At 61.6% G+C, this 20,432-nt stretch carries 21 protein-coding genes and 1 pseudogene; 10 read left to right on the forward strand and 12 right to left on the reverse strand.

Annotated features, from left to right (window positions below):
* Positions 1-2 precede the first annotated feature (2 nt).
* On the forward strand, positions 3-878 hold the full coding sequence (locus JIO00_RS03155; RefSeq protein ID WP_077748978.1) for an alpha/beta hydrolase: 876 nt from the start codon (positions 3-5) through the stop codon (positions 876-878).
* On the opposite strand, the gene JIO00_RS03160 is transcribed toward JIO00_RS03155, so the two are convergent.
* Positions 872-2,221 (reverse strand): MATE family efflux transporter, encoded by a 1,350-nt coding sequence (locus tag JIO00_RS03160; RefSeq protein ID WP_200667599.1) that lies wholly within the window; start codon positions 2,219-2,221, stop codon positions 872-874. The two genes, JIO00_RS03155 and JIO00_RS03160, sit on opposite strands and share 7 nt — an antisense overlap.
* Before the next feature lie 63 nt (positions 2,222-2,284).
* The gene (locus JIO00_RS03165) at positions 2,285-2,578 is read right to left on the reverse strand and encodes a hypothetical protein (protein WP_010463857.1); all 294 of its coding nucleotides are present in this window, start codon (positions 2,576-2,578) and stop codon (positions 2,285-2,287) included.
* Between the two features lie 235 nt (positions 2,579-2,813).
* Between JIO00_RS03165 and JIO00_RS03170 the strand changes: the two genes are divergently transcribed.
* The 6 genes from JIO00_RS03170 to JIO00_RS29975 all read left to right on the forward strand — a co-directional run bounded on the left by JIO00_RS03170 (position 2,814) and on the right by JIO00_RS29975 (position 7,091).
* Positions 2,814-3,116, forward strand: coding sequence for a MazG-like family protein (locus JIO00_RS03170; protein WP_010463855.1), 303 nt, complete (start codon positions 2,814-2,816; stop codon positions 3,114-3,116).
* The gene (locus tag JIO00_RS03175) at positions 3,116-3,865 is read left to right on the forward strand and encodes a methyltransferase domain-containing protein (RefSeq protein ID WP_010463853.1); all 750 of its coding nucleotides are present in this window, start codon (positions 3,116-3,118) and stop codon (positions 3,863-3,865) included. Before JIO00_RS03170 ends, JIO00_RS03175 begins: the two co-directional genes overlap by 1 nt.
* 12 nt (positions 3,866-3,877) lie before the next feature.
* Positions 3,878-4,495, forward strand: coding sequence for a DUF4136 domain-containing protein (locus JIO00_RS03180; protein WP_200667601.1), 618 nt, complete (start codon positions 3,878-3,880; stop codon positions 4,493-4,495).
* Positions 4,496-4,549: 54 nt separating this feature from the next.
* On the forward strand, positions 4,550-5,107 hold the full coding sequence (locus JIO00_RS03185) for a DUF4136 domain-containing protein (protein ID WP_010463848.1): 558 nt from the start codon (positions 4,550-4,552) through the stop codon (positions 5,105-5,107).
* Between the two features lie 141 nt (positions 5,108-5,248).
* On the forward strand, positions 5,249-6,544 hold the full coding sequence (locus tag JIO00_RS03190) for a pilus assembly protein TadG-related protein (protein WP_325166926.1): 1,296 nt from the start codon (positions 5,249-5,251) through the stop codon (positions 6,542-6,544).
* On the forward strand, positions 6,453-7,091 hold the full coding sequence (locus JIO00_RS29975) for a hypothetical protein (RefSeq protein WP_325166927.1): 639 nt from the start codon (positions 6,453-6,455) through the stop codon (positions 7,089-7,091). The genes JIO00_RS03190 and JIO00_RS29975 overlap by 92 nt, the downstream gene beginning before the upstream one ends.
* On the opposite strand, the gene JIO00_RS03195 is transcribed toward JIO00_RS29975, so the two are convergent.
* Complete coding sequence (locus tag JIO00_RS03195) at positions 7,061-9,820, reverse strand: PAS domain-containing sensor histidine kinase (protein WP_200667603.1); 2,760 nt, start codon at positions 9,818-9,820, stop codon at positions 7,061-7,063. The genes JIO00_RS29975 and JIO00_RS03195 overlap by 31 nt on opposite strands.
* Complete coding sequence (locus JIO00_RS03200) at positions 9,817-10,257, reverse strand: TadE/TadG family type IV pilus assembly protein (RefSeq protein ID WP_010463843.1); 441 nt, start codon at positions 10,255-10,257, stop codon at positions 9,817-9,819. The genes JIO00_RS03195 and JIO00_RS03200 overlap by 4 nt, the downstream gene beginning before the upstream one ends.
* Positions 10,258-10,331: 74 nt before the next feature.
* Between JIO00_RS03200 and JIO00_RS03205 the strand changes: the two genes are divergently transcribed.
* The 3 genes and pseudogenes from JIO00_RS03205 (at position 10,332) to JIO00_RS29715 (ending at position 12,882) form a co-directional block, all read left to right on the forward strand.
* Complete coding sequence (locus JIO00_RS03205; RefSeq protein ID WP_010463841.1) at positions 10,332-10,802, forward strand: prepilin peptidase; 471 nt, start codon at positions 10,332-10,334, stop codon at positions 10,800-10,802.
* A 124-nt stretch (positions 10,803-10,926) separates the two neighbouring features.
* Positions 10,927-11,709, forward strand: a complete 783-nt coding sequence (locus JIO00_RS03210) for a response regulator transcription factor (RefSeq protein ID WP_102595315.1) — start codon at positions 10,927-10,929, stop codon at positions 11,707-11,709.
* A gap of 814 nt (positions 11,710-12,523) precedes the next feature.
* A pseudogene (locus JIO00_RS29715) lies at positions 12,524-12,882 on the forward strand (DUF6124 family protein).
* Positions 12,883-12,905: 23 nt separating this feature from the next.
* On the opposite strand, the gene JIO00_RS03215 reads toward JIO00_RS29715, so the two are convergent.
* The 8 genes from JIO00_RS03215 to cpaB are packed head-to-tail and all read right to left on the reverse strand — an operon-like array spanning position 12,906 to position 20,381.
* Positions 12,906-13,175, reverse strand: coding sequence for a DUF3613 domain-containing protein (locus JIO00_RS03215; RefSeq protein WP_010463836.1), 270 nt, complete (start codon positions 13,173-13,175; stop codon positions 12,906-12,908).
* Between the two features lie 10 nt (positions 13,176-13,185).
* Positions 13,186-13,899, reverse strand: coding sequence for a tetratricopeptide repeat protein (locus JIO00_RS03220; RefSeq protein WP_200667607.1), 714 nt, complete (start codon positions 13,897-13,899; stop codon positions 13,186-13,188).
* 10 nt (positions 13,900-13,909) lie between these two features.
* On the reverse strand, positions 13,910-14,800 hold the full coding sequence (locus tag JIO00_RS03225; protein ID WP_102595838.1) for a type II secretion system F family protein: 891 nt from the start codon (positions 14,798-14,800) through the stop codon (positions 13,910-13,912).
* Positions 14,797-15,681: a type II secretion system F family protein gene (locus tag JIO00_RS03230; RefSeq protein WP_102595839.1), complete on the reverse strand. Its 885-nt coding sequence runs from the start codon at positions 15,679-15,681 to the stop codon at positions 14,797-14,799. Before JIO00_RS03230 ends, JIO00_RS03225 begins: the two co-directional genes overlap by 4 nt.
* Before the next feature lie 10 nt (positions 15,682-15,691).
* The gene (locus JIO00_RS03235; protein WP_010463832.1) at positions 15,692-16,972 is read right to left on the reverse strand and encodes a CpaF family protein; all 1,281 of its coding nucleotides are present in this window, start codon (positions 16,970-16,972) and stop codon (positions 15,692-15,694) included.
* Entirely contained in the window at positions 16,969-18,159 is a 1,191-nt protein-coding gene (locus JIO00_RS03240) for an AAA family ATPase (protein WP_010463831.1), read from the reverse strand. Before JIO00_RS03240 ends, JIO00_RS03235 begins: the two co-directional genes overlap by 4 nt.
* The gene (locus tag JIO00_RS03245) at positions 18,156-19,418 is read right to left on the reverse strand and encodes a type II and III secretion system protein family protein (RefSeq protein ID WP_010463830.1); all 1,263 of its coding nucleotides are present in this window, start codon (positions 19,416-19,418) and stop codon (positions 18,156-18,158) included. The genes JIO00_RS03240 and JIO00_RS03245 overlap by 4 nt, the downstream gene beginning before the upstream one ends.
* A 21-nt stretch (positions 19,419-19,439) precedes the next feature.
* Positions 19,440-20,381, reverse strand: coding sequence for a Flp pilus assembly protein CpaB (cpaB, locus tag JIO00_RS03250; protein ID WP_200667609.1), 942 nt, complete (start codon positions 20,379-20,381; stop codon positions 19,440-19,442).
* Positions 20,382-20,432 lie beyond the last annotated feature (51 nt).

Raw genomic sequence — 20,432 nt, forward strand, 5'->3', positions numbered from 1 at the left:
TGATGGCGAGCACAACCCGCTGGCTGTTCGGCCTGACCATGGGCATTTGTTTGCTGACCGTGATAACGGCGTGTTCACCGCTGAAAATGCTCAATGCGCTGACCCCCGACAGCACGTTCGACAAGACCGAAGGGATTGCCTATGGCGATGATCCGCGGCAGAAACTCGATGTGTATGTGCCTCGTCACCCTCTGGAGAATGCCCCGGTGGTGGTGTTTTTCTACGGCGGCAGCTGGAACAGCGGTTCACGCAGTGATTACTCTTTTGTCGGCGAGGCGCTGGCATCGCGCGGAGTGGTTGCGGTGCTGGCGGACTATCGACTGTATCCACAGGTACGCTATCCCTTGTTCCTGGAGGATGGCGCTAAAGCCGTGGCCTGGACTCACGATCACATCCACAGGTTTTCCGGTGACCCGCAACGGTTGTACCTGATGGGCCACAGCTCCGGGGCCTATAACGTCGCGATGCTGGCGTTGGACCCCGGTTTGCTGGGGGCCGTGGGGATGTCGCCGCACGATCTGCGCGGCTGGATCGGTCTGGCCGGGCCTTATGATTTTCTGCCCATCCAGAATCCGGACGTGCGGCCCGTGTTTTTCTGGCCGGATTCTCCGCCGCAGTCGCAACCGATCAATCACGTCAGTCGAGGCGCGCCGCCGGCGTTGTTGATGGCTTCGCGCGACGACGATCTGGTCAACCCGACGCGTAACACTGGCGGCCTGGCGCGCAAGCTGCGCCAGGCCGGAGTGCCGGTTCAGGACTTCTATTTTGCCCGCACCGGCCATGCCACGCTGGTGGCGACACTGTCTCGGCCCATGCGGGGTTTGGCGCCGGTGCTGGATGAGGTCAGCGCCTTCATCAGAGCCACGCCGACTCAGTAAACCTTGCCCGCGAACCAGCCGTCGTTCTTGCGCAAGTACCAGGCGAAAGCACCGAGGGTCAGGCTGCGCAGCAACATGAACAACAGGAACGTTATCCACAGCCCATGGTTGCCAAAACCTTGCAGTGCCCAGGCGAACGGCAGCAGCAGAACGACCGTCAGCAGCATGCCGTTGCGCATTTCCCGGGCCCGCGTGGCGCCGATGAACAGTCCGTCGAGCAGGTAACTCCACACGGCAATCAGCGGCAGCGCGGCGAGGTAGGGCAGGTAGATAAACGCGGTGTCGCGCACGCTCTGGATGTCGGTCTGCATCTCAATGAACAAATGCCCGGCGAAGGCGAACAGCACGGCAAATCCCAGGCTCGCCAGCAACGACCAGCCGCAGGCGACCACCAATGAGCGACGCAGCGCCTCTCGATCGCGCGCGCCGATGGCATGCCCGCACAGGGCTTCCACGGCATGGGCCAGACCGTCCAGCGCGTGGGCCGTCAGCAGCAAGCCGTTGAGCAGCAGGGCGTTGGCGGCGACGGTGGCATCACCGAGCCGTGCGCCCTGCACGGTGACCAGGAAAAACACCGATTGCAACGCCAGGCTGCGGATGAAAATGTCGCGGTTGACGGCCAGCAGTGGCCGCCAGCTCTGCCACAGCGCCAGCGCGGCCCAGGCGATGTGGCCGGGATAAGCGCGCAGGGCTTTGCGGGTCATGAACAGGCCGATCAGGGCCCCGGTCCATTCGGCGATCACCGACGCCCGGGCTGCACCGACCACGCCCCAATCCAGTCCGAGAACGAACCACAGGTTCAGCGCGATGTTCACCAGGTTGGTGCTCAGTAGAATCGCCAGCGGGGCCCGGGCGTTCTGGGTGCCCAGGAACCAGCCGACCAGCGCATAACTGGCCAGCGCCGCCGGCAGGCCGAATAGCCTTGTATGGAAAAATTCGCGGGTGAGTTGGTCAAGCTCGGCGGAGGGTTGCATGAAGTGCAGCGCGACGCCGCTCAACGGAACGCCCAATGCGCCCAAGACAATCGCCAGTCCCATCGCCAGCAACAAGCCCTGCAACAAAATCTGCCGCAACGCCGCGCCATCCCCGCGCCCGGCGGCCTGGGCGGCAAAACCGGTAGTGCCCATGCGCAGAAAGCCCATACCCCAGGCCAGAAAGGTATACAGGCTGGCCCCGACCGCGACGGCGCCCAACTGATGGGCGTGGGGCAGGTGGCCGATGACGGTACTGTCGACCAGTGCCACCAGCGGAACGGAAATGTTCGAAAGAATCATCGGCGCAGCCAGCGCCCAGACCCGACGATGGGTAGGGCGGTCGCGCCAGTCGGCAATCAGGTTGGACATGCAGGCTCCTTGGGGAGCAGGCATTGTAGCGGGAGGTGTCGTACTAATGTGGGAGCGGCGGTGTCAGTGGATGATCCAGCTCAGCAGCCAAAGGCCCAACACCAACCAGATAATCCCCATGATGATCGACGCATTCATAAACGCCCGGATCGCCGACCACAACAGCATCAGCCCCAGGATCAGCGCAATGATGCTGATGATCGATGTGTCCATGCCCAGTGCCCGGGACAAGCCTTCGACAAAATTGCTGCCGGCATGGCTCAGCAGGTTGAACAAGCCGCTGAGGCCATCAACGATAAACCGGATGACCGAACCGAGTGCCTGGCCGAGCCATTCGAAGAAACTTTCTACCTGCATGTCGTGAACGTCCTGATGTAAGTGGTGGCGTGCTTGCCGGACTTGGGCCATGGATTACGGTGCCGAGTTCCCCACAAGCATAGAGCGTTGCATCGACCCTGTGGGAGCGAGCTTGCTCGCGATGGCGTTTTGTCAGTCAACATCCGGGCTGGATTAAGTCCGCGCTCTCACATTCAACTGCCCACTTGCCATCCCCGGTCATCCCCCCGAAGCTATACGCCTTCAGGAGAGCCCGATGAACCTTGTTGAACTGACCGAACGCCTGCACGCCATCCGTGACCGCAACGACTGGCGGCAATTTCACAGCCCGAAAAACCTGGCCATGGCCGCGAGCGTGGAAATGTCCGAGCTGGTGGAGATTTTCCAGTGGCTGACCGAAGACCAGTCGCGCCAGTTGCCGGCGGACAAACTGGCCCACGCCGGGCAGGAAGTGGGTGACATCGTCCTCTATCTATTGCTGCTGTGCAGCGAGTTGGGGCTGGACATGAATGAAGTGGTACGCAACAAACTCGCTGACAGCGAAAAGAGGTTCAGCTGATGAGCGATCGTCATTTCGATCAACTGGCGACCCGGTTTGCCGAAAAAATCTACGGTGGGGCGAAAGGTGCGATCCGCCTGGCGGTGCTTCAGGCCGACCTGGCCGAAACCCTGCCGGACCGGCCGCTGCGCGTGTTGGATATCGGCGCGGGCCTGGGCCACATGTCGTTGTGGCTGGCCCAGCGTGGCCATGACGTCACGCTTGCCGAACCCGCCGAACCGATGCTCGAAGGCGCCCGCCAGCGGTTCGCCGACGCCGGGCAGAGCGCCACGTTCATTCAGGCACCGTGGCAGGAATTGCTCGGCCAGCTCACCGAGCCCTATGACCTGGTGCTGTGCCATGCCGTGCTGGAATGGCTTGCCGAACCCCATGCCATCCTGCCGGTGCTGCATCAACTGACCAAACAGGACGGCTGGCTCTCCCTGGCCTTCTACAACCGCGACGCGCTGATCTACCGCAACCTGCTCAAAGGCCATTTCCGCAAGATGCGCAAGAACGACATGGCCGGCGAGAAGCAGAGCCTGACCCCGCAGCAACCTCTCGATCCGCGCGAACTGGCGGCGCAACTTGAGGGCCTGTGGCAGGTCGAAAGCCAGAGTGGGGTGCGGGTTTTCCACGACTACATGCCAGTGGAATTCCAGGCCCGCGCCGAACTCGTGGACTTGCTCGAAATGGAGCTGGCCCACCGCCGTCACCCGAGCTTTGCCGGGCTTGGGCGCTATTTGCACTGGATCTGTCGGCCGGTCTGATCGGAGCGCAACATGAAAAGTCGTTCAGGGTTACTGGTGATCTGTCTCGGGTTGGCGGCCTGCCAGGGCAGCAATCCCTATGTGGTGACCTCCAAGCCCTTGCCGCCGGCACCGCCTCAGGCGGCCAACACCTTCGACCGCAGCGCCTACCCGGCACCGCCGCGTGACTATGGGCGTTACCGCAGCTGGGCCTGGCTCAACGGGCAGCTGCCACCGGGCAGCGCCTGGGCAGACTCGGGCCAGGTCGCCGAAGCGGTCAGCAACGCCCTCGATCAGCGCGGCCTGCGTCCGCTGCACGACAACACCCGCCCGGCCGACCTGTTTGTCAGCGCCGATCTGCACCTGGAAACCCGGTTGCGCCAGGTTCGGGACGACTACGGTTATTACGGCGGTGGTTATGGCGGCTACAACCGCTACGGCACCGGTTATGGCATGTACAACACGGTGCCGATCGTGCGCACGTATCAAGAACAGGTCGTGGTGGTGCGAGTGGATCTGTTCGATGCGGGCACAGGCCAGCCAGTGTGGAGTGCCAGCGCCGAAACCGGCAGTCGGGGCAGTCAGAGTGAGCGTGGCGATGCGATACGTGAGGCTGTGGAAAAGGCCATGTCGGCGTATCCTCCCAGTTAACTTCTCACGTTGAGAGGGCGTTCACAGGTTCATGTCTTCAACCGGAGAACCATCATGATCCGTCGTTTCGCTTTACTGGCTGTGGCCGCGCTGCTCAGTGCCTGCGCCGCCAACCAGGTCAATAATGACTTCGATGCCAGCCGCGACTTCGCCGCCTATCGCACCTGGAGCTGGAAAGAACCTGCACTGCAATATCGCCCCGACGACCCACGGATCAAGAGCGACCTGACCGAACAGCGCATTCGTCAATCGGTGGCCGATCAACTGGATCAGCGTGGCCTGCGCCCGGCCGCCGCTGGCAGCAAGGGTAATTTGGACGTCCAGACTTACCTGATCGTCGAAGAACGCCAGCAACAGGTGACCACCAACTATGGCGGCGGTTGGGGTAATCCATGGAATGGCTACTGGGGTGCGCCGATGTACAACGAAACCCGCAGCGTCAGTTACAAAGTGGCGACCATCCAGATCGATTTGCTCGATGGCAAGGACGGCAAACTAGTGTGGCGTGGCAGCGATGAGCAACTGCTCAGCCGCACGACGAACCCCGCTGATCGCAGCAATGCGATACGCGAAACCGTCGCACGAATCCTCGCCAACTATCCACCGCACTGACCATCCACCCAGCCTGAAACACAAGCCCGCTCCCACAAACGGTTGTGGGGTGGCTTGTTGCCAGCAGCCTTGCCCAGCGTTGTCTACACTGTTTTTCCATGGAGGTAACCCCCCGGCGGTTCACCGGCAAAGGAGTGCATGATGTCTCCACGCTTGCAATTTTGCGGCCCGTCCCGGCAACGGGGGGCGATAGGCTTGATGGCGGCGCTGACATTCGCATTGGCGCTGGTGTTCCTGCTGGTGGTGATCGACAGCGGCCGGCTCTACCTGGAAAAGCGCAACCTGCAGCGCGTCGCTGACATGGCCGCGCTCGAAGCCGCCACCCGTGGCGGTGACTGCGGCGTCGGTACAACCGCGCTCATCTACGCCACTGCCAGCGCCCAACGCAATAATTTCACCGTGCCCGGTGCGGATCGCACACTGGCCGTTGCCTGTGGTGCGCTGACCGTCGGCGCCAACAACCTTCGGGTTTTCGGCGTTGACCCGAGCAAAAGCGAAGCCATCCGCGTGATCGCCAGCCATGGGGTGCCGCAAAGTCTCGTCGGTGGAATCGGCGCAATGTTCGGGGGCGCACCCGCCAACTCGACCATCACCCTCAGCGCCACTGCGGTGGCCGGGCTGCCGGGGCCGCCGGTCGCCCAACTGACCATTCGCAGCACCCTGGTCGACGTCAATTTGTTGAACGGCTTCCTTTCCGCGCTCGCGGGAGCGTCCATCAACCTGCCTGTCGCGAGTTGGAACGGGCTGTTGGGCGCCGACATCAACTTGCTTAAATACATGGACCAGTTGGCCATTGACCTGCAGGTCACGGCAGGCGATTACACAGGGCTGCTCGGTGCTGATGCCACCGTGGGCCAGTTACTTCAGGCCGCTGCCACGGTGGCGCGACTCAATGGGGCGACGGCGGACGTGCAGGCCGGTTTCGACAGCTTGGCCATCGCGGTCGTCAGCCCGCTCAAAGTGCATTTGGGGGACCTGTTGAAACTGCAGACAGGCACCACGTCTGCCGGCCTGAACGCCAACGTGAACGCGCTTCAACTGGTGCAGGCCTTTATCGAACTCGGCAACAGCAAGAGCGCCGTGGCAGGCACCATTCCGGTGAATCTGCTGGGGCTTGGCGTCGGGGCCAGCGCAAAGATCAAAGTCATCGAACCCCCGCAGTGGTCGGCGGTGGGCAATCCCGCACTGGCAAAAAATGGCGCCCTTGGGCGCCAATCGAATCTATGTGCGCACCGCTCAAGTCCGGGTGCTGGTGACATTGGATTTGTCATTGGTCACCGGTCTGCTAGGCGCGGTGACGGGGACTTTGTCCGTGGTCACCGGGTTGCTCGGGCTCGACTTGTACGTGTTGCCCAGCCCCAACCTGGACGTCAGCCTGGAAGCCGGTGGCGGCAACAGTTACGTCACCGATTACACCTGCCCCAGCGAAATCAATAAAAGCCTGACCGTGAACACCACGACCACCGTGGCTGAATTGCGTGTCGGACGGGTCAATTCGGACTGGGATTCATCGTCCGTGCCCCTGACGGTCACGCCGGTCACCCTGCTCGATATCCGCAAGGCGGGCGTACCCTTTTCCGGCGGTGGCGCTGAGCTGCAAATTTACAGTCCCGTGCTGCCGGCCAATGCCACCTCGACGTTCATCAACCCGCCGAAAGTCGGTTTGGCCCCGTCGGATCCGCCATACACCTTGACTGCTACCAACGCGGTTTCCGGATTGTCGCAAACCGTCAATGACGTGAACCTGATCGTCCACGCGCCGTCATTCACGCCCAACTTCCTGTTGGCCGCGACCTTCGAATTATTGAAAACACTGCTCAATGGCGTGATGTTGTTGCTGAAGTCGACACTTGAATCAATCCTCGGTCCGCTGCTGGATAACCTGCTCGACACGCTTGTGAAAACCCTGGGAATCGAGGTCGGGAAAATCCAGGTCGGTGCCAACCTCAGTTGTTACTCCGGGCGGCCGGCGCTGGTGATCTGATCCACCGGGACCACCGGCAACTCAATGCAAAACAGCGCACCCTGCTCCGAGTTACGCACACTCAGCCGCCCCTCCATGTTCTCGATGATGCCGTAACTCACCGACAACCCCAGCCCGGTGCCGATGCCCACCGGTTTAGTGGTGAAAAACGGCTCGAAAACCTTCTCCATCAACCTCGGATCTATCCCGCCACCGTTGTCCTCGACCCATATCCGCACGCATCGCTCATCCCGTTCGGCGTATAGCGCAATCCACGGATTGAACTCACGGTCGGCTTCGCGTTTGCTCAGCAGCGCATCCCGGGCGTTGACCATCAGGTTGATCAGCACTTGCTCCAGCTGGTCGATAAAGCCGCGGACCTGCACGGCAAAACCAATCTCGCCGATGCGCAATTCAACCCCTTTGCCGCGCATGCCTTCGGCGAGCAGCGACAGCGTGCCTTCGATCGCGTCGGCCGGGTTGAACGGTTGCTGCTCGATGTCCGAGCGCCGGCCAAACACGCGCATATGATCAACCACTCGTGCGGCGCGCTGGACCTGTGAATCGATGCGGTTGAGCTTGTCTTTCAAGTAATCGATCTGCACGTCGCCATTGTTCAAGCGCTTGAGCACATTGACGATGGCCATGCGCATCACGTTCAGCGGCTGATTGATTTCGTGAGCGAGTCCCGTGGCCATTTCGCCGAGGGTGGCCATTTTCGCGCTCTGGGTGAGTTGCTGCTGCGAGCGGCGGACTTCGGTGTTGTCGCGGCCGACTGCCTGCACTTCCAGCAAGCGACCCTCGGCGTCGAACACGCCGCGGTCCGACCAGACCCACCAGGCGTGTTCCCGCCCCGGCAGTTGCAGATAGATTTCAGCGGTACTGACCGGGGCTCGCGGCGTCAGTTGGCTGAGTCGCAGCACGAATGCCTGGCGCTGATCGTCCGACATCCAGTGGCCCAGGTTCACACCGGGCAGTTGATCGGGCTGACATTCCAGATACGTCGCCAGCGGCCGGTTGCCGAAGGTCAGGGTCAGGTCCGGGCGATAGCGGCAGATCATCGCCGGGGAGTCCTCCACCAGGATTCGATAGCGCTCTTCGCTCTGTTTCACCTGCTCGGTGGCGAGGGTCGCTTCGGTGACGTCCAGCCACAAGCCGACAGTTTCCACCGGCAGGCCGAGGTCGTCGCGCAACACCTTGGCTTCGTCAAGCAGCCAGTGGTACTCGCCGCGGCTGTCGCGCAACCGGTAACGGGCGCGCACCGTGCCTTCACGCAGCAGCCGTCGGGTGCGCTCGAAATAGTGCTCGCGGTCTTCTGGATGCACCCTTTCTATCAAGGCTCCTGCGGTGCAATCGGCGAGTGTCAGGCCGAGCAACGGCAGCAGGCTGGCGCTGAAAAACGTCGGCAAGAGCGCGCCTTCAACATAGCGCTGCACGTAAATCACGGCCGGCGAGCTGGCGATCAGATTGTCCAGTCGGGCATGGGCGGTGGCGGCGTTCTGTTCCTGGTTTTTGATGTCGCTGATGTCGAGCATGAAGCCCACCAGTCGGCGGTTTTTACCCATGCCAATGGCCTGACCTTGCAGCCGATACCAGACGGGCGCTTGCTCACAGTGCCAGCGCACGCAGAGCAGCAACGGGGTGCCGGCGTCCTCCAGGGCGTGCAGGCGGCTGCGCAGTTCTTCGCGGTCGGCAGGGTGCACGTGATCGAGCCATTCGCCGAGCGTCAGGCGGGGGCTCGCCAGGTTCAGCGAGCTGGCCAGCGAAGGGGCCAGTTGCATTTCAGCGCTGTCGCTGAACACTTCCCACCAACCGGTGCCGAGTAGCGCTTGCAGCGACGCCAGGCGCTCCAGCTGCAAATGATGCCGATGCTCGCGCAAGCGTTCCAGCAGGGGGCTGGCGAGGGCGGCGGTGAGCTGCAACCAGTCGCCATCGTTCAATTCGGGCGCCCGCTGCTGCGCCGTGTAAAAACCGCAGAGTAACCAGGTGGCCACGCCGTGAGCATCGTAATAGGGCACCGCAAGTCCTTCGGCATGCCCGAAGATTTCTTGCAAACGCGGGTGCTCGCCACGCGCCAGGTGTTGCGGGAAAGAACCGTTCAGGCTGTCGAGCCCGGAACCCAGGCGCTGTCCGTTCTGCCACAGCATCGGTGCATCGAAGGCCGCGTAATACTGATGGATTTGCCAGCCCTGGTCCTGCTCATCAAGCAGCGCCACCGCAATACACGGAATGTGAAAGCGCTGAGCCAATACCTGAAGCTGCTCCTGCAACACATCGGGCAGACGGGTGAGGCTGCACAGGCGCAACTGTTCGCTGATCCTGGCCGCGAGAAGCTGGTTCTGTTCGCGGCGGCACGATTGTCGACGTTCAACCAACACATCGCTGATGTCCAGCAACTGCAACAGCCAGTTGTCCGCCAGTGGAAGGACCCAGCCGCGCAGGTGCAGTGGGTGCCCGCTGACGCTGTGAAAGTCCAGGTCGAGGATTTGGCCTTGCCAGTCGGCGGGGATACCTTCGATGACCAGGCTGCTGTGGGGCATCAGGTAATCGAGCAGCGGTGGTGCCTGTGTGGAGAGCCGTTGCGGGGCGAGCGTATGGCGCAATGGGCCGGTCAGGTGCAGCACCCGGCCTTCGCCATCCAGGTGCACCTGCAAGCCGACACTCGGCACGCTCAGGGTGTCCGGCGCAACCTGAGGTGGTGGCGATTGGCGGTTGAGCAGACGCCCGAAGAGTTTTTCCCCGGAATTCAAAATTGCAGGCTCGAACTGGCCGAGAGGGTCGTCGGCAGGTTAGGCACCGCGCCGATGCCCGGCAGCACCAGAAACGGCAGCACCTGGTTGAGTTTGGTGGTGGGGTAATCGATGTTGACCTTGAGCATGCCGCCGACGAAGGTGATGGTCGAATCGGTGGCGACATTGAAGTTCAGTGCGGCGGGAATCCACGCCAGTTGCCGGGTCAGTTCGGCTGAGGCTGTGGCTTGGACGTTGGCGGCGTAACCGGGCGTGCCCGGGTCCACCGCCACGCTGCGACGCACCGCTTCGGCGGTCGACTGGTTGAACGACTGCATCAGCAACAGCGGCAGGCTGTAACTGACAATGGCGTAAAACACAGCGAAAAAAATCACGAACACCAAAGCGAACTCAATCGCTACGGCGCCTTTTTGCTGGCGGGGGAGGCTCGAATTCATGACTGCGTCTACCCTGACTGTCACTGCGTAATATCAGCATAGAATCATTCAGCCAAAAGGGACTTTTTTACGCAATGCAAACTTTTGTCCTACTGATCTGGCTGACGCTTTGCGCAGCGCAGGATGCCCGTGAAAAGCACATTGCCAACTCGTTGACCCTTGGCGCGGGGGTGTTGGCGTTGGCGTTTCTGCTATGGACCGACACCACTTGGCTGGGGGCAGAAGGGGCGCAGGGCGGCTGGGCTGCTTTTCTGGCACTGGCCTTCACGTTGCCCGGTTACGCGCTGAGGCGATTGGGCGCCGGGGATGTGAAATTAATGACAGCCTTGGGTTTGGCGACGGACGGAATGCATCTGCTGGGCAGCTTTGTCGGGGCCGCGCTGGCCAGCGTGTGCTGGCTGCTGCTCGCGCCAAAAGTATGGCCTCATATGAGTCAACGGGTTAGGGCGCGTCTTCGATATTTAGGCCCTGGGCTGTCAAAAAAGCAGCCATTTGCGCCGTTCGTGCTGATGGGTTTTTCATTGGCCCTGCTTTGGATTCGCTAGTCATGTTGTTCCATCCCCCCTATGTACATAGTCGGAAAGTGCGTCTACTTTTCAGATTGATAGTCGTACGGCCAGTGGCTTTCGTACAGGAACGGTCAGCTGTAGACCGAGCATGGAGTGGCGCGTGAACAAATTCACCTCGGCAGTAAAAGTCCTCGTGGTTGATGATCAGGCGTTGATTGTTGAAGAACTTTGCGAGTTTCTGGAGGCGAGCGGCTATCGCTGCGTTCCCTGTGAATCGAGCAAGCAAGCCATTTCCCGTTACGGCGAAGACCTGCAAATCGGCCTGGTGCTGTGTGATTTGCATATGCCTGACATGGACGGGATTGAGCTGGTGAAGGAGTTGCAGCGGATGTCCGGCAAGCACCGGGCCTTCGAGGCGATCATGCTGACTGGGCGTGCGGACAAGCAGGATGTGATCAAGGCCTTGCGGGCAGGGATTGCCGATTATTACCAGAAGCCGATTGATCTCGATGAGTTGCTCGAAGGGGTTCAGCGACAAGAGGTGGCGTTGCAAGATCGACAGAAGAATCTGCAGTTGGGGCATTTGAATCAGAAGCTGCAGTACCTGACTGAGTCGATCGATGATTTGTATCAGGATCTGGATAAGGTGCGGCGTGGTCCGCAGGGGGCGGATTCTTCCGGGGCTGATGTCAGTGATGTGGATCGGGTGGAGATCCCGGCGATTTTCAATCAGTTGTCGCCCCGGCAGCTGGATGTGGCGCGGTTGGTGGGGAAGGGGCAGACCAATTATCAGATTGCCTGTGAGTTGGGGATTACCGAGAACACGGTGAAGTTGTATGTGTCGCAGGTGTTGCGGTTGACGCATATGCATAATCGGACGCAATTGGCATTGGCGTTGTCGCCCGGTAACTCCGGGATGCGCCAGCGGGTTACGGCTCACTGAGTGTGGTGGGTCGCTTTTGGCGGCCTTTGGGCCGACCATGTTCTTGGTGGTTGTGTGCATATCCATTTTTGCGGTAACGGCGGCTGGCGGTTTCGCCCTTACGGCGAGTCCCTTTTGTCAAACGCCAAAAAAGGAACCAAAAAGTCTCGCCCCAAGCGTCCGGCCCCTCGCTAAGGCTCGGCGTACCTTCGCTCCGGTATCCATCCGGGGACACTGCCCTCCGGTCTGCTTCGCGACGACCTACATGCAGCGTGTTCGACTGCGTCGAACGGCGCTGCGCGCCACTCCCCGGATGAACACCTCCACTCAGCCTCCCGAAAGGGGCGGGTGGATCAAGATCAAAAGCTGCAGGCGAGCTAACGCTCGGCCTGATGAGTGGTGAGAATCAAAAGCTGTACGCTGAATTCTTGTAGGAGCGAGGCTTGCCCGCGAAGGCGGCCTGACAGCCGACCATTTTTTTGCAGCACCAAACCCTGTGGGAGCTGGCCTGCCAGCGATAGCGGCCTGACAGCCGCCCAACATTTGCTGATGTACCTAGTTCAATTGTAGGAGTGAGCCTGCTCGCGATGGCGGCCTGACAGCCGACCATTTTTTTTGCGGATGTACACCAAACCCTGTGGGAGCTGGCCTGCCAGCGATGGCGGAGTGTCAGACGACGTGAATGCCAGATGCCGGACCGCAATCGCGAGCAGGCTCGCTCCCACAGGGGGAATGTGTGTGGATTTGAGGGCTGTGTTTAATAGTGTTTAGCGTTACTTCCTGAAAGCTACAGTTTCTTGCTCCTTTGCCTACGACTACGCCAGAATCCGCCGGCTTGTGCGCTTTGACCCTGGTCTTTATCGTTTCCCCCTACGATCCGCTCAATCCCAAAAAGCTCAACGAAGCCGCCGACCGCGCGCTGGATCACTAGCTCAATCCGTCTGCCCTCAAGGCCCCCGTCATCCGCAAGGTCAGCACTATGTTCATCGTCGCCCCCGATATCGATAACGAAAGCCTGTTGGCCCACGCTTGCGAGTCCTTGGCGTGGCGATCCAGCAGGTCATCATGCTGGCTGAGTTGGCGGTGAATCGAGCGCTGGATAATGTGGATGTGCCGCAAGCGATGTACCGGTTAGACCGCGTCATCGTTCTTCGCGGGCGCGTCGGATCGCTGCACCGCTCGCGAAGGCGATGAATTCGATGCAAGAAAGCCTGACGCTACCCCCCCGCCCCACCGTTCACTGTCCCCCCTTCCTCCTGATCGAAAAACATCGGAATCTCATGCTGATAGCTCTTCAGCCAGCGCTGCATGCTCAGCTCTCGTTCGGTCGCGGTTGAGGTCTGTGGGGTGTGTGAGGCGGCCTGGTGGCTGATCTGCAATTTCAACCAGCCTTCGGTTTCCTGTTGTTGTGGTGAGGCGGGGCCGTCGAGGGCGTTGGCGGTGAGTGGCAGGGCCAGCAGGGCGAGGTAAAGGAGGATCGGTTTCATCTGTCTGCTCCTATTGAAGGCCCGGCGTCGCGACGGCGGCGACCTGGTTTGCGGGTGTCGGAATCACCTTGGTCGGGGCCTTGAGTTTTTGTGCGCGTTCCTGGGCTTCGGTGACCTGGGCGGGGCTCAGGCCGACGCGGCTGACGAGTTCGGCGGCGCGGCTCCAGTCATCCTGGTAGATCAGCAGCGTCACCATATTCAACGCCGCCAGTCGATCGCTTTGCTTGAGCTCCATGGCCGTCAGGAATTCGAAGCGTGCATCGTCGACGCGCCGTTGGTTGAGGTAGACCACGCCGAGGTCGTTGCGGATTTTTTCATCGGTTGGCGCCAGTCGGGCGGCGCGTTGCAGGTGGGCCTGGGCCTGGCCGTTGTCGCCCCTGGCTGCCGCGAGCTGGCCGAGGCCGTGTTCGGCAGCGGCGGCGAGGCAGGTGTCGAGCAGGCTGCGGTAAAGTGGCTCGGCTTCGCTGCGCCCCAGCAGCCGGTTTACCTTGGCCCGGCGCAAGCGCACGTCGGCAACGTTGTCGGGCAGGCTTTGCAGGTTGGCGAGGCTCGCGTGCAGTTTGCCGTCGTTGGCCATGTCATCGGCCAGGTTCAATTTCAGCTGTTCATCGGAGCCCAGCTTGCTGCAACTGGCGCTTTGGGTCAGGGCGTTCCATGGCGCCTGGCCGTCGGTGGCGCAACCGCTCAACAGGAGCAAACTCAAACCGGCAATCATTGCTTTCATCGCGATCCCTCTATGAACCAATGGCCCGGGCCAGGGCGGTGAAGCCCGGGCCGGCCAGGACGATCAATAACGCCGGGAAGAGAAACAGCATCATCACGACGGACATTTTGGCGGACATCTTGGAGATGTATTCCTGCAAGCGCGTGAGGCGCCGGTCATCGAACAGTTGCTTGAGCGCCAGTAGCGATTTCATCGCACCACCACCCTGGTGGATCAGCTGTTGAAGGATCACGCAGGTGTCCGTGAATTCGTCTACCGCCAACAAGCGGCTGGCCTTGCTCAGCTCTTCGCCCAACTCCAGGCCGGAATCGACACGGGCCAGAACCAGGCGCAGTTCGTGGGTCAATGCGGGCATCAGTTGCTTGCCTTCCTGGCTCAGCACGCGCAGCGATTGCTCGACGGCCATGCCCGATTCAAACAGGATGCGCAGCAGCGGAATGAAGGTCGATATCTCCAGGGCCAACTGTTTTTGCCGGCGTTGAGACGCGGCGGCGAGCAGGCGTTTAGGCAGCAGGTAACCGATGGCCGTGGCGAAGAGCGGGGCGATCCAGTGGTTTTGCACGCTGGGGTAGAACACGCTTTGAATCAGCAATGCCAAGGCCAGCGCCAGCACCGGCACTCCCACCTGGAACGCCGCGAACTGTGAGCGGCGGCGGGCGCTGCGCCAACCCAAGCGGTTGAGCAGGGTTTGGGTTTCGTTGTCCAGATTGACCGAACGCTGACCGATGCGGCTGTTGCCCAGCGCTTGTAGCCAATGACCCATGCGGTCGTGGTCAACGGCTTTGCCGTCCAGCCGTTGAGCCACCTGACGCGCACGCCGGCGCTGGTCCAGCAGGCTGCCGAGCAGCAACAGCGCAGCCGCCATAAACAGCAGGGCACTGATCAGCAGCGGTATTTTCATACGCTGCGCAACATGCGCCAAAGCGCCAGGCTGCCCACCGCCTGCAAGCCAAACGCACTCGCGAGCATCATTTGCCCTGAGCTGTCGTGCCACATTGCAAGCAGGTAAGCGGGGTTGGCGGCCAGGAAATAGGTGGCCAGGCCCAGCGGCAAACTGCCTAGCACCCAGGCCGTCACGCGGGTTTCACCGGTCATGGCGCTGAGCTGGCGGGCGGCCTGTTCGCGTTCACGGATCATCTTGATCAGGTTCTCCAACAATTCGCTGGCATTGCCGCCGTAGCGGTGATTGACCTTCAGGCCGAGGGCAAACAGGCGCAGTTCATCCTTCTCATACAGCTCGGCGAAGTCCGACGCGGCATCCGGCAGGCTGACGCCCAACTGCACGTTGCGTTGTACCCGGCCCATGGCCTCTTTGAGCGGATTGTCGGCGGCATGGATAGCGCCCAGCACCGCGTCGGCCAGAGTGCGACCGGACTTCAGGCTGCGCACGGTGTGATCGAGCAACGTCGGCAGTTGTTCGATCATGCGCTTGAGCCGGCGCTGATAACGCCAGCTTATGAACAGCCGGAACGCGAGTGGCGGTACCAGCAAACACACCACGAGCCCGATCCAGCCACCGGCGGCGAAGCCGATCAACGTACCGAACGCCCACAGCAGCATCCAGCGTCCCAGCTGTTCGTTCGGGCGCCCAAGGCCCGCGCGCAGGAACGCCCGTTCCAGGCCTGCCCAAGAGGTTTTTTCCACCACCAACTGCGGTTGCCCCTGGGCCAGGCGATTGAGCACGCGCTCGGTGCCAGTCTGGCGCAAGCCTTTGAGCAGCAGGTGAATCGACACGCCGAGCATGATCAGGCAAACGAGAATGAGCAATGCCGGTTTGAGCATGCCGTGAGCCTCAGTACGGTGATGGCGGGAGCGCCGACTCGCGGCGCAGTTTATCGCCGGCCGGGTTGACGGCCTCGCGCAGAAACCCGAATCCGCTGCGCCGGTCGAGGCGGAACAGCGTATTGGTGACGTAGACATCGTCACGGACGCCCACCACCTCCACCACTTCGCTGACGCAGCGTCGACCATCGGGCATGCGCGTCAACTGGATGATCACGTCCAGTGCCGCGCAGATCATTTGCCGCAAGGTCTTTTCAGCAATGACGCGACCGGTCAGGCCGACCAGGGTTTCCAGGCGCAGCAGCGCATCCTGGGCGTTGTTGGCGTGCACGGTGCTCATCGAACCGTCGTGGCCGGTGTTCATGGCGGTGAGCACGTCGAGCACTTCGACACCGCGAATTTCGCCGAGGATGATCCGGTCCGGGCGCATCCGCAGGGCGTTGCGGATCAAGTCGCTGGACTTCACTTCACCGTGGCCCTCGGCATTGGGAGGACGGGTTTCCAGGCGCACGACATGCGGGTGGCCGAGTTGCAATTCGGCGACATCTTCGATGGTGACCAGCCGCTCGTGTGGGTTGATCAACTGGCTGAGAATATTCAACAGCGTGGTTTTACCGGTGCCGGTGCCGCCGCTGATCAAGACGTTGCAGCGCTTGCCCACGGCTTCCTGGAGGAAATCGAAGATCGGCTGATCGATGGTTTGCATCGTCACCAGGTCGTTGCTTTTGAGCATGTCCTTGCGAAATTTGCGAATCGACAGGCAGGGGCCGTCGAGGGCGATCGGTGGAATGATCGCGTTGACCCGGCTGCCATCCGGCAGGCGAGCATCGACCATCGGCGAAGACTCATCGAGCCGCCGACCCAGTGGTGCGAGAATCCGTTGCATGACGCGTTCGACGTGGTGCGCATCAATGAAGCGCAAGTCACTTTGATGCAGCACACCGTCGCGTTCGATGAATACCCGGTGCGGGCCGTTGACCAGGATCTCGGTCACCGCCGGATCGCGCAGCAGCACTTCAAGCGGACCGAAACCGGTGAGTTCGTCGACCAGTTCTTCGGCCAGTCGCTCCATTTCATAACGGGAAATCGCCAGGTGCAGTCGCGCGATGTACTCAGCCACTTTGTCGGTGACGAATTGCGACAGTACCTGGCGCGAACCCTCCAGCAGGTTTTTACCGGACTCTTCGATGGCGTCGATGATGAAACGGTGCAACACCAGTTTCAGGCCTTCATGGTCGGCGTTGGCGCTCGAAGCGCGTTGCGGCGCACCGAACAGTTTTTCACTGCTCATTGCGCACCTCGAAGCCGGTTGAACCAACCGGTCCTGGGTTTGGCCAAGGCTTCGGAGCGCTTGGCCAGACATTCACCGAGGGCCCGCAGGCCTTGGCTCAGGCCTTCGCGAGGGGCTAGTTCGAACAGGCTGACGCCCTGATTCTTGGCGTTGAGCCGCACTTCCGGGCTGTAGGCGAGGGTGGCGATGATCTCCATGCCGAAACTTTTACCCAGGGTTTCCGAGTCCGGCGCGACGTGGCGCAAGTAGCGGTCGATGAGCAATCTGGCGTGGTCAAGCTTCATGCCTTTCTCCCGCCACAGATTCAGCAGCGCGAGGTTGCGGCGACAGTCGAGAACGTTCTGATCGGTGTACCAGAGCAGCTTGTCGCAATGGCTGATAAATGTGCGCAGTGCCTCGCTGTCCGGCTGGCCGGTGAGGTTCACCACAATGTGCTGGAAGTGTTGGCGCAGGGCGCTGAGCAGCATGTACAGCTCGGCGGCGCTGGTGTGTTCCAGCGGTTCGTCATGACTGGCGTACGCCAGAATCCGCAGTCCGTCACCGTCGCTGGTGAACGCACTGTCGATCAGCGTTGCGTCCAGCCGCCGCAAATGGCGCAGGGCATCGCCGAAGTGAAACGAGCTCTCCAGGCCGAGCAGGGCCAGGCTGTCGCCGCGTGGCAGGCCGAGGTCGAGCAGCAAGGTTTGCTGTCCGCTCTTTTGCACCACCTGCGCCATATGGTTGGCGAGCAGCGCGCCGTCGGCACTGCTTTGCACGCCATATAGCACGGTCAGGCCACCCAGGTGGGTATTCGGAGCCACCGGTGGCAGGCGTTTACTGAGACGCCGCACCAGCCCCGCGACTTCGCTGGAGCGCGAGCCATACGCGACGAAATCCCGGGCGCCGGCCCGCATCGCGTTGAGCACGAGCTGGTTGTCCATGCCGTCGCCCAGCGCGACGATGGCCAGCATCGGTTTGGCTTCAAGTGCACCCTCGATCAAGGTGCTCTGCGCCACCACATGTTCGCGATCCAGCCCCACGAACACCAGGCTGGCGAAGGTCACGTCGACCAGCGTCAGCAGTTCGTCGAGGCTGCCGCCACCGGCACTGACGACCTGGCCCAACGGGGCGAGGGCGCCTTGCAGCCATTCAAGGTCGGTGGGGTTGCGGGTGATCGCCAGGAAGGTCTGGCTCAGGTTCTGGCTCATTGCGATAACCCGCTGCGTTTATCGAAGTTGCCGTTTTCGAGGAAGTACATGCGATAGAAACCGGGGTCGTAGTTGCGCAGTTGTTCACCGGGCAGCGACGGTAATTTCGCGTTGGCCGCCAACGGCTGCACCAAGTGCGGCGTGACGATCATCAGCAGTTCGCGCTCCTCGCGCTTGATCGATGAACTGCGGAAAAACGCACCGAGTATCGGGATGTCGCCAAGACCGGGAAATTTGTCGACCTGCGAGGCGTTTTGCGTGCTGATCAAACCGCTGATGACGAAACTTTCGCCATCGGCCAGGGAGATGCTGGTGTCAGTGCGGCGGATGGTGAGCGCCGGGACTGTGGTGCCGCCGATGGTGACGCCGTTGTTGTAATCCAGCTCACTGACTTCCGGCGCCACTTTCAGGGCGATGCGTTGGTTGCTGACGACGGTCGGCGTGAGTGTCAGGCGAATGCCGAATTCCTTGTATTCGATCGAGTAGCTGTTGCTGTTGGCGCTGGGCACCGGAATCGGGATTTCACCGCCGGCCAGAAAGCTCGCGCTCTGTCCGCTGATCGCCACCAGGCTCGGCCGCGCCAGGGTGTAGGCGAAGCCGCTGCCTTCCATGGCGTTGATGATGGCGAGGAAATTACCGCCGCCGGCGACGATGTTGTACATGTCGTTGGCCAGCGGAATGCTCGGCACGGCAATGCGTGGATCGATGTTGCGCAGCGGCAGCACACGCGGTGTGACTGCCGTATTGGGCACGGTGCCGGGTGAGCCGAACAGGAAGTTCGAGTTTTTACCGTAGATCGAGGTGCTGGCCTCTTTCAGTTTGGTCCGGCTGACCTCGACGAAGCGAATATCGGTCTGCACTTGCGACGCCAGCATCGGGTCTTCGGAAGGCATCGACGCCGCGCCGGTCATCGCTGCTGTGGCCCGGCCCTGAACGAACACCATGCTTTGGCGCGGTGTGCTGGCGCAGGCGGTCCAGACCATCAGGCTGGTGGCGCCCGGCGCCATGCCGGTGAGCAGAAACGCCTGATTGCCGTTGACGCGCACGTCGGCGATTTTCGGATCGCCCACGGCCAGTCGCGTGATCGCTACCGGCGATTGCAGTTCCTGCTGCAACCCTTCACCGACTTCCAGCACCGCCGGCAGGGGCCCTAATGCAGAGCAATTGCCCGCGGCGGCGAATGTCATGCCGAGCGGTTGAGCGCCCAGCAAGGAGACACAGAGCAGGCCTTGGAACATGGACATGGAACGTCTGCGCATTTAAAGGCGTCCTTGCTCGACTCAGGGGGTTTGTTGGGAGATTTGGTTGCCGCGAATGACTTCCACGCCTGATTTGCGCGGTGCCGTGCTGCCGAGGGTGAGTGCTTTGGGGGGGCCGACGAGGGCCAGTTGGCTGAACTGCACCAGGTCGCGATCAGCCCGGGCAAGGTGGGCGTTTGAATCGTTTTCGCCGGCCCAATAATGCGCCAGGCGTTTCTCTTCGGCACTGCGCACGGCCAGGCGCAGCACCCCGGCCTGGGTCGCCAGCATCAGCCGGCTCAGCAGCGACTCGGGCACGGCGAGCACCACCGAACGGGCGTTGGTGCGCTGTGGCTCCTGCTTGAGTTGTTCTTCGTTGCTGCGCACCGGTTTGGCCGGGCGCCCATCGTTGGTCAGTCCCAGCTGTTCGCCGACGCCGAGCACCCGCAACGCGGGGATGACGACCTGAGCCGACGGCTGAACGTTGTTGGCGTCTGCACGCAGAAACAGCATCACGTCGACATAATCGCCAGGGCTCAGTTGCCCGCCGGCATTGATCACTTCATCCACCGCGACGGCGAGCGCACGTTCATCGGGCCGGATCATTCGCGACAATGCACTGCCGGCTTCGAAGCTTTCAGCGTTGAGCCAGGTGCCTGCGGTCAGTGCGCGCCACGGCGTGCGACCAATGGCCTGATCGAGTCTGGTCAGACTGCCGGCCGGGGCGGTGCGCAGTTTTTCCAGGGTCACGTCGGCGGCGGTGATTTGAACGAAGGGCGCCACATCGCGCAGCAGCACGACAACGGGTTGACGGGTGGGATCGTCTACCGACGCAGGTTCCGGAACAGGTGCGGTGGCGACAGCGTTCGGCGGTGTGACGGGGTCGGGGGCCGGTTGTCGACTCAGTGTCAGCCCCCAATAACCGGCAATGATGGCACCCACCAGAAAAAAACCGGCCAGACCCATGGTGACTCGGCTGTTCATCACGGCTCTCCCTTTCCTGCTGCTTGATGACTCGTAAGGTCCAACGAGATA

Source organism: Pseudomonas sp. SW-3 (genome assembly GCF_016615645.1).
GTDB lineage: Bacteria > Pseudomonadota > Gammaproteobacteria > Pseudomonadales > Pseudomonadaceae > Aquipseudomonas > Aquipseudomonas mandelii.

Bases quoted from the DNA above. Each gene is read 5' to 3' on its own strand.
- JIO00_RS03155 (WP_077748978.1), top strand. From the start codon at position 3: ATGGCGAGCACAACCCGCTGGCTGTTCGGCCTGACCATGGGCATTTGT.
- JIO00_RS03160 (WP_200667599.1), bottom strand. From the start codon at position 2,221: ATGTCCAACCTGATTGCCGACTGGCGCGACCGCCCTACCCATCGTCGG.
- JIO00_RS03165 (WP_010463857.1), bottom strand. From the start codon at position 2,578: ATGCAGGTAGAAAGTTTCTTCGAATGGCTCGGCCAGGCACTCGGTTCG.
- JIO00_RS03170 (WP_010463855.1), top strand. From the start codon at position 2,814: ATGAACCTTGTTGAACTGACCGAACGCCTGCACGCCATCCGTGACCGC.
- JIO00_RS03175 (WP_010463853.1), top strand. From the start codon at position 3,116: ATGAGCGATCGTCATTTCGATCAACTGGCGACCCGGTTTGCCGAAAAA.
- JIO00_RS03180 (WP_200667601.1), top strand. From the start codon at position 3,878: ATGAAAAGTCGTTCAGGGTTACTGGTGATCTGTCTCGGGTTGGCGGCC.
- JIO00_RS03185 (WP_010463848.1), top strand. From the start codon at position 4,550: ATGATCCGTCGTTTCGCTTTACTGGCTGTGGCCGCGCTGCTCAGTGCC.
- JIO00_RS03190 (WP_325166926.1), top strand. From the start codon at position 5,249: ATGTCTCCACGCTTGCAATTTTGCGGCCCGTCCCGGCAACGGGGGGCG.
- JIO00_RS03200 (WP_010463843.1), bottom strand. From the start codon at position 10,257: ATGAATTCGAGCCTCCCCCGCCAGCAAAAAGGCGCCGTAGCGATTGAG.
- JIO00_RS03205 (WP_010463841.1), top strand. From the start codon at position 10,332: ATGCAAACTTTTGTCCTACTGATCTGGCTGACGCTTTGCGCAGCGCAG.
- JIO00_RS03215 (WP_010463836.1), bottom strand. From the start codon at position 13,175: ATGAAACCGATCCTCCTTTACCTCGCCCTGCTGGCCCTGCCACTCACC.
- JIO00_RS03220 (WP_200667607.1), bottom strand. From the start codon at position 13,899: ATGAAAGCAATGATTGCCGGTTTGAGTTTGCTCCTGTTGAGCGGTTGC.
- JIO00_RS03225 (WP_102595838.1), bottom strand. From the start codon at position 14,800: ATGAAAATACCGCTGCTGATCAGTGCCCTGCTGTTTATGGCGGCTGCG.
- JIO00_RS03230 (WP_102595839.1), bottom strand. From the start codon at position 15,681: ATGCTCAAACCGGCATTGCTCATTCTCGTTTGCCTGATCATGCTCGGC.
- JIO00_RS03235 (WP_010463832.1), bottom strand. From the start codon at position 16,972: ATGAGCAGTGAAAAACTGTTCGGTGCGCCGCAACGCGCTTCGAGCGCC.
- JIO00_RS03240 (WP_010463831.1), bottom strand. From the start codon at position 18,159: ATGAGCCAGAACCTGAGCCAGACCTTCCTGGCGATCACCCGCAACCCC.
- JIO00_RS03245 (WP_010463830.1), bottom strand. From the start codon at position 19,418: ATGCGCAGACGTTCCATGTCCATGTTCCAAGGCCTGCTCTGTGTCTCC.
- cpaB (WP_200667609.1), bottom strand. From the start codon at position 20,381: ATGAACAGCCGAGTCACCATGGGTCTGGCCGGTTTTTTTCTGGTGGGT.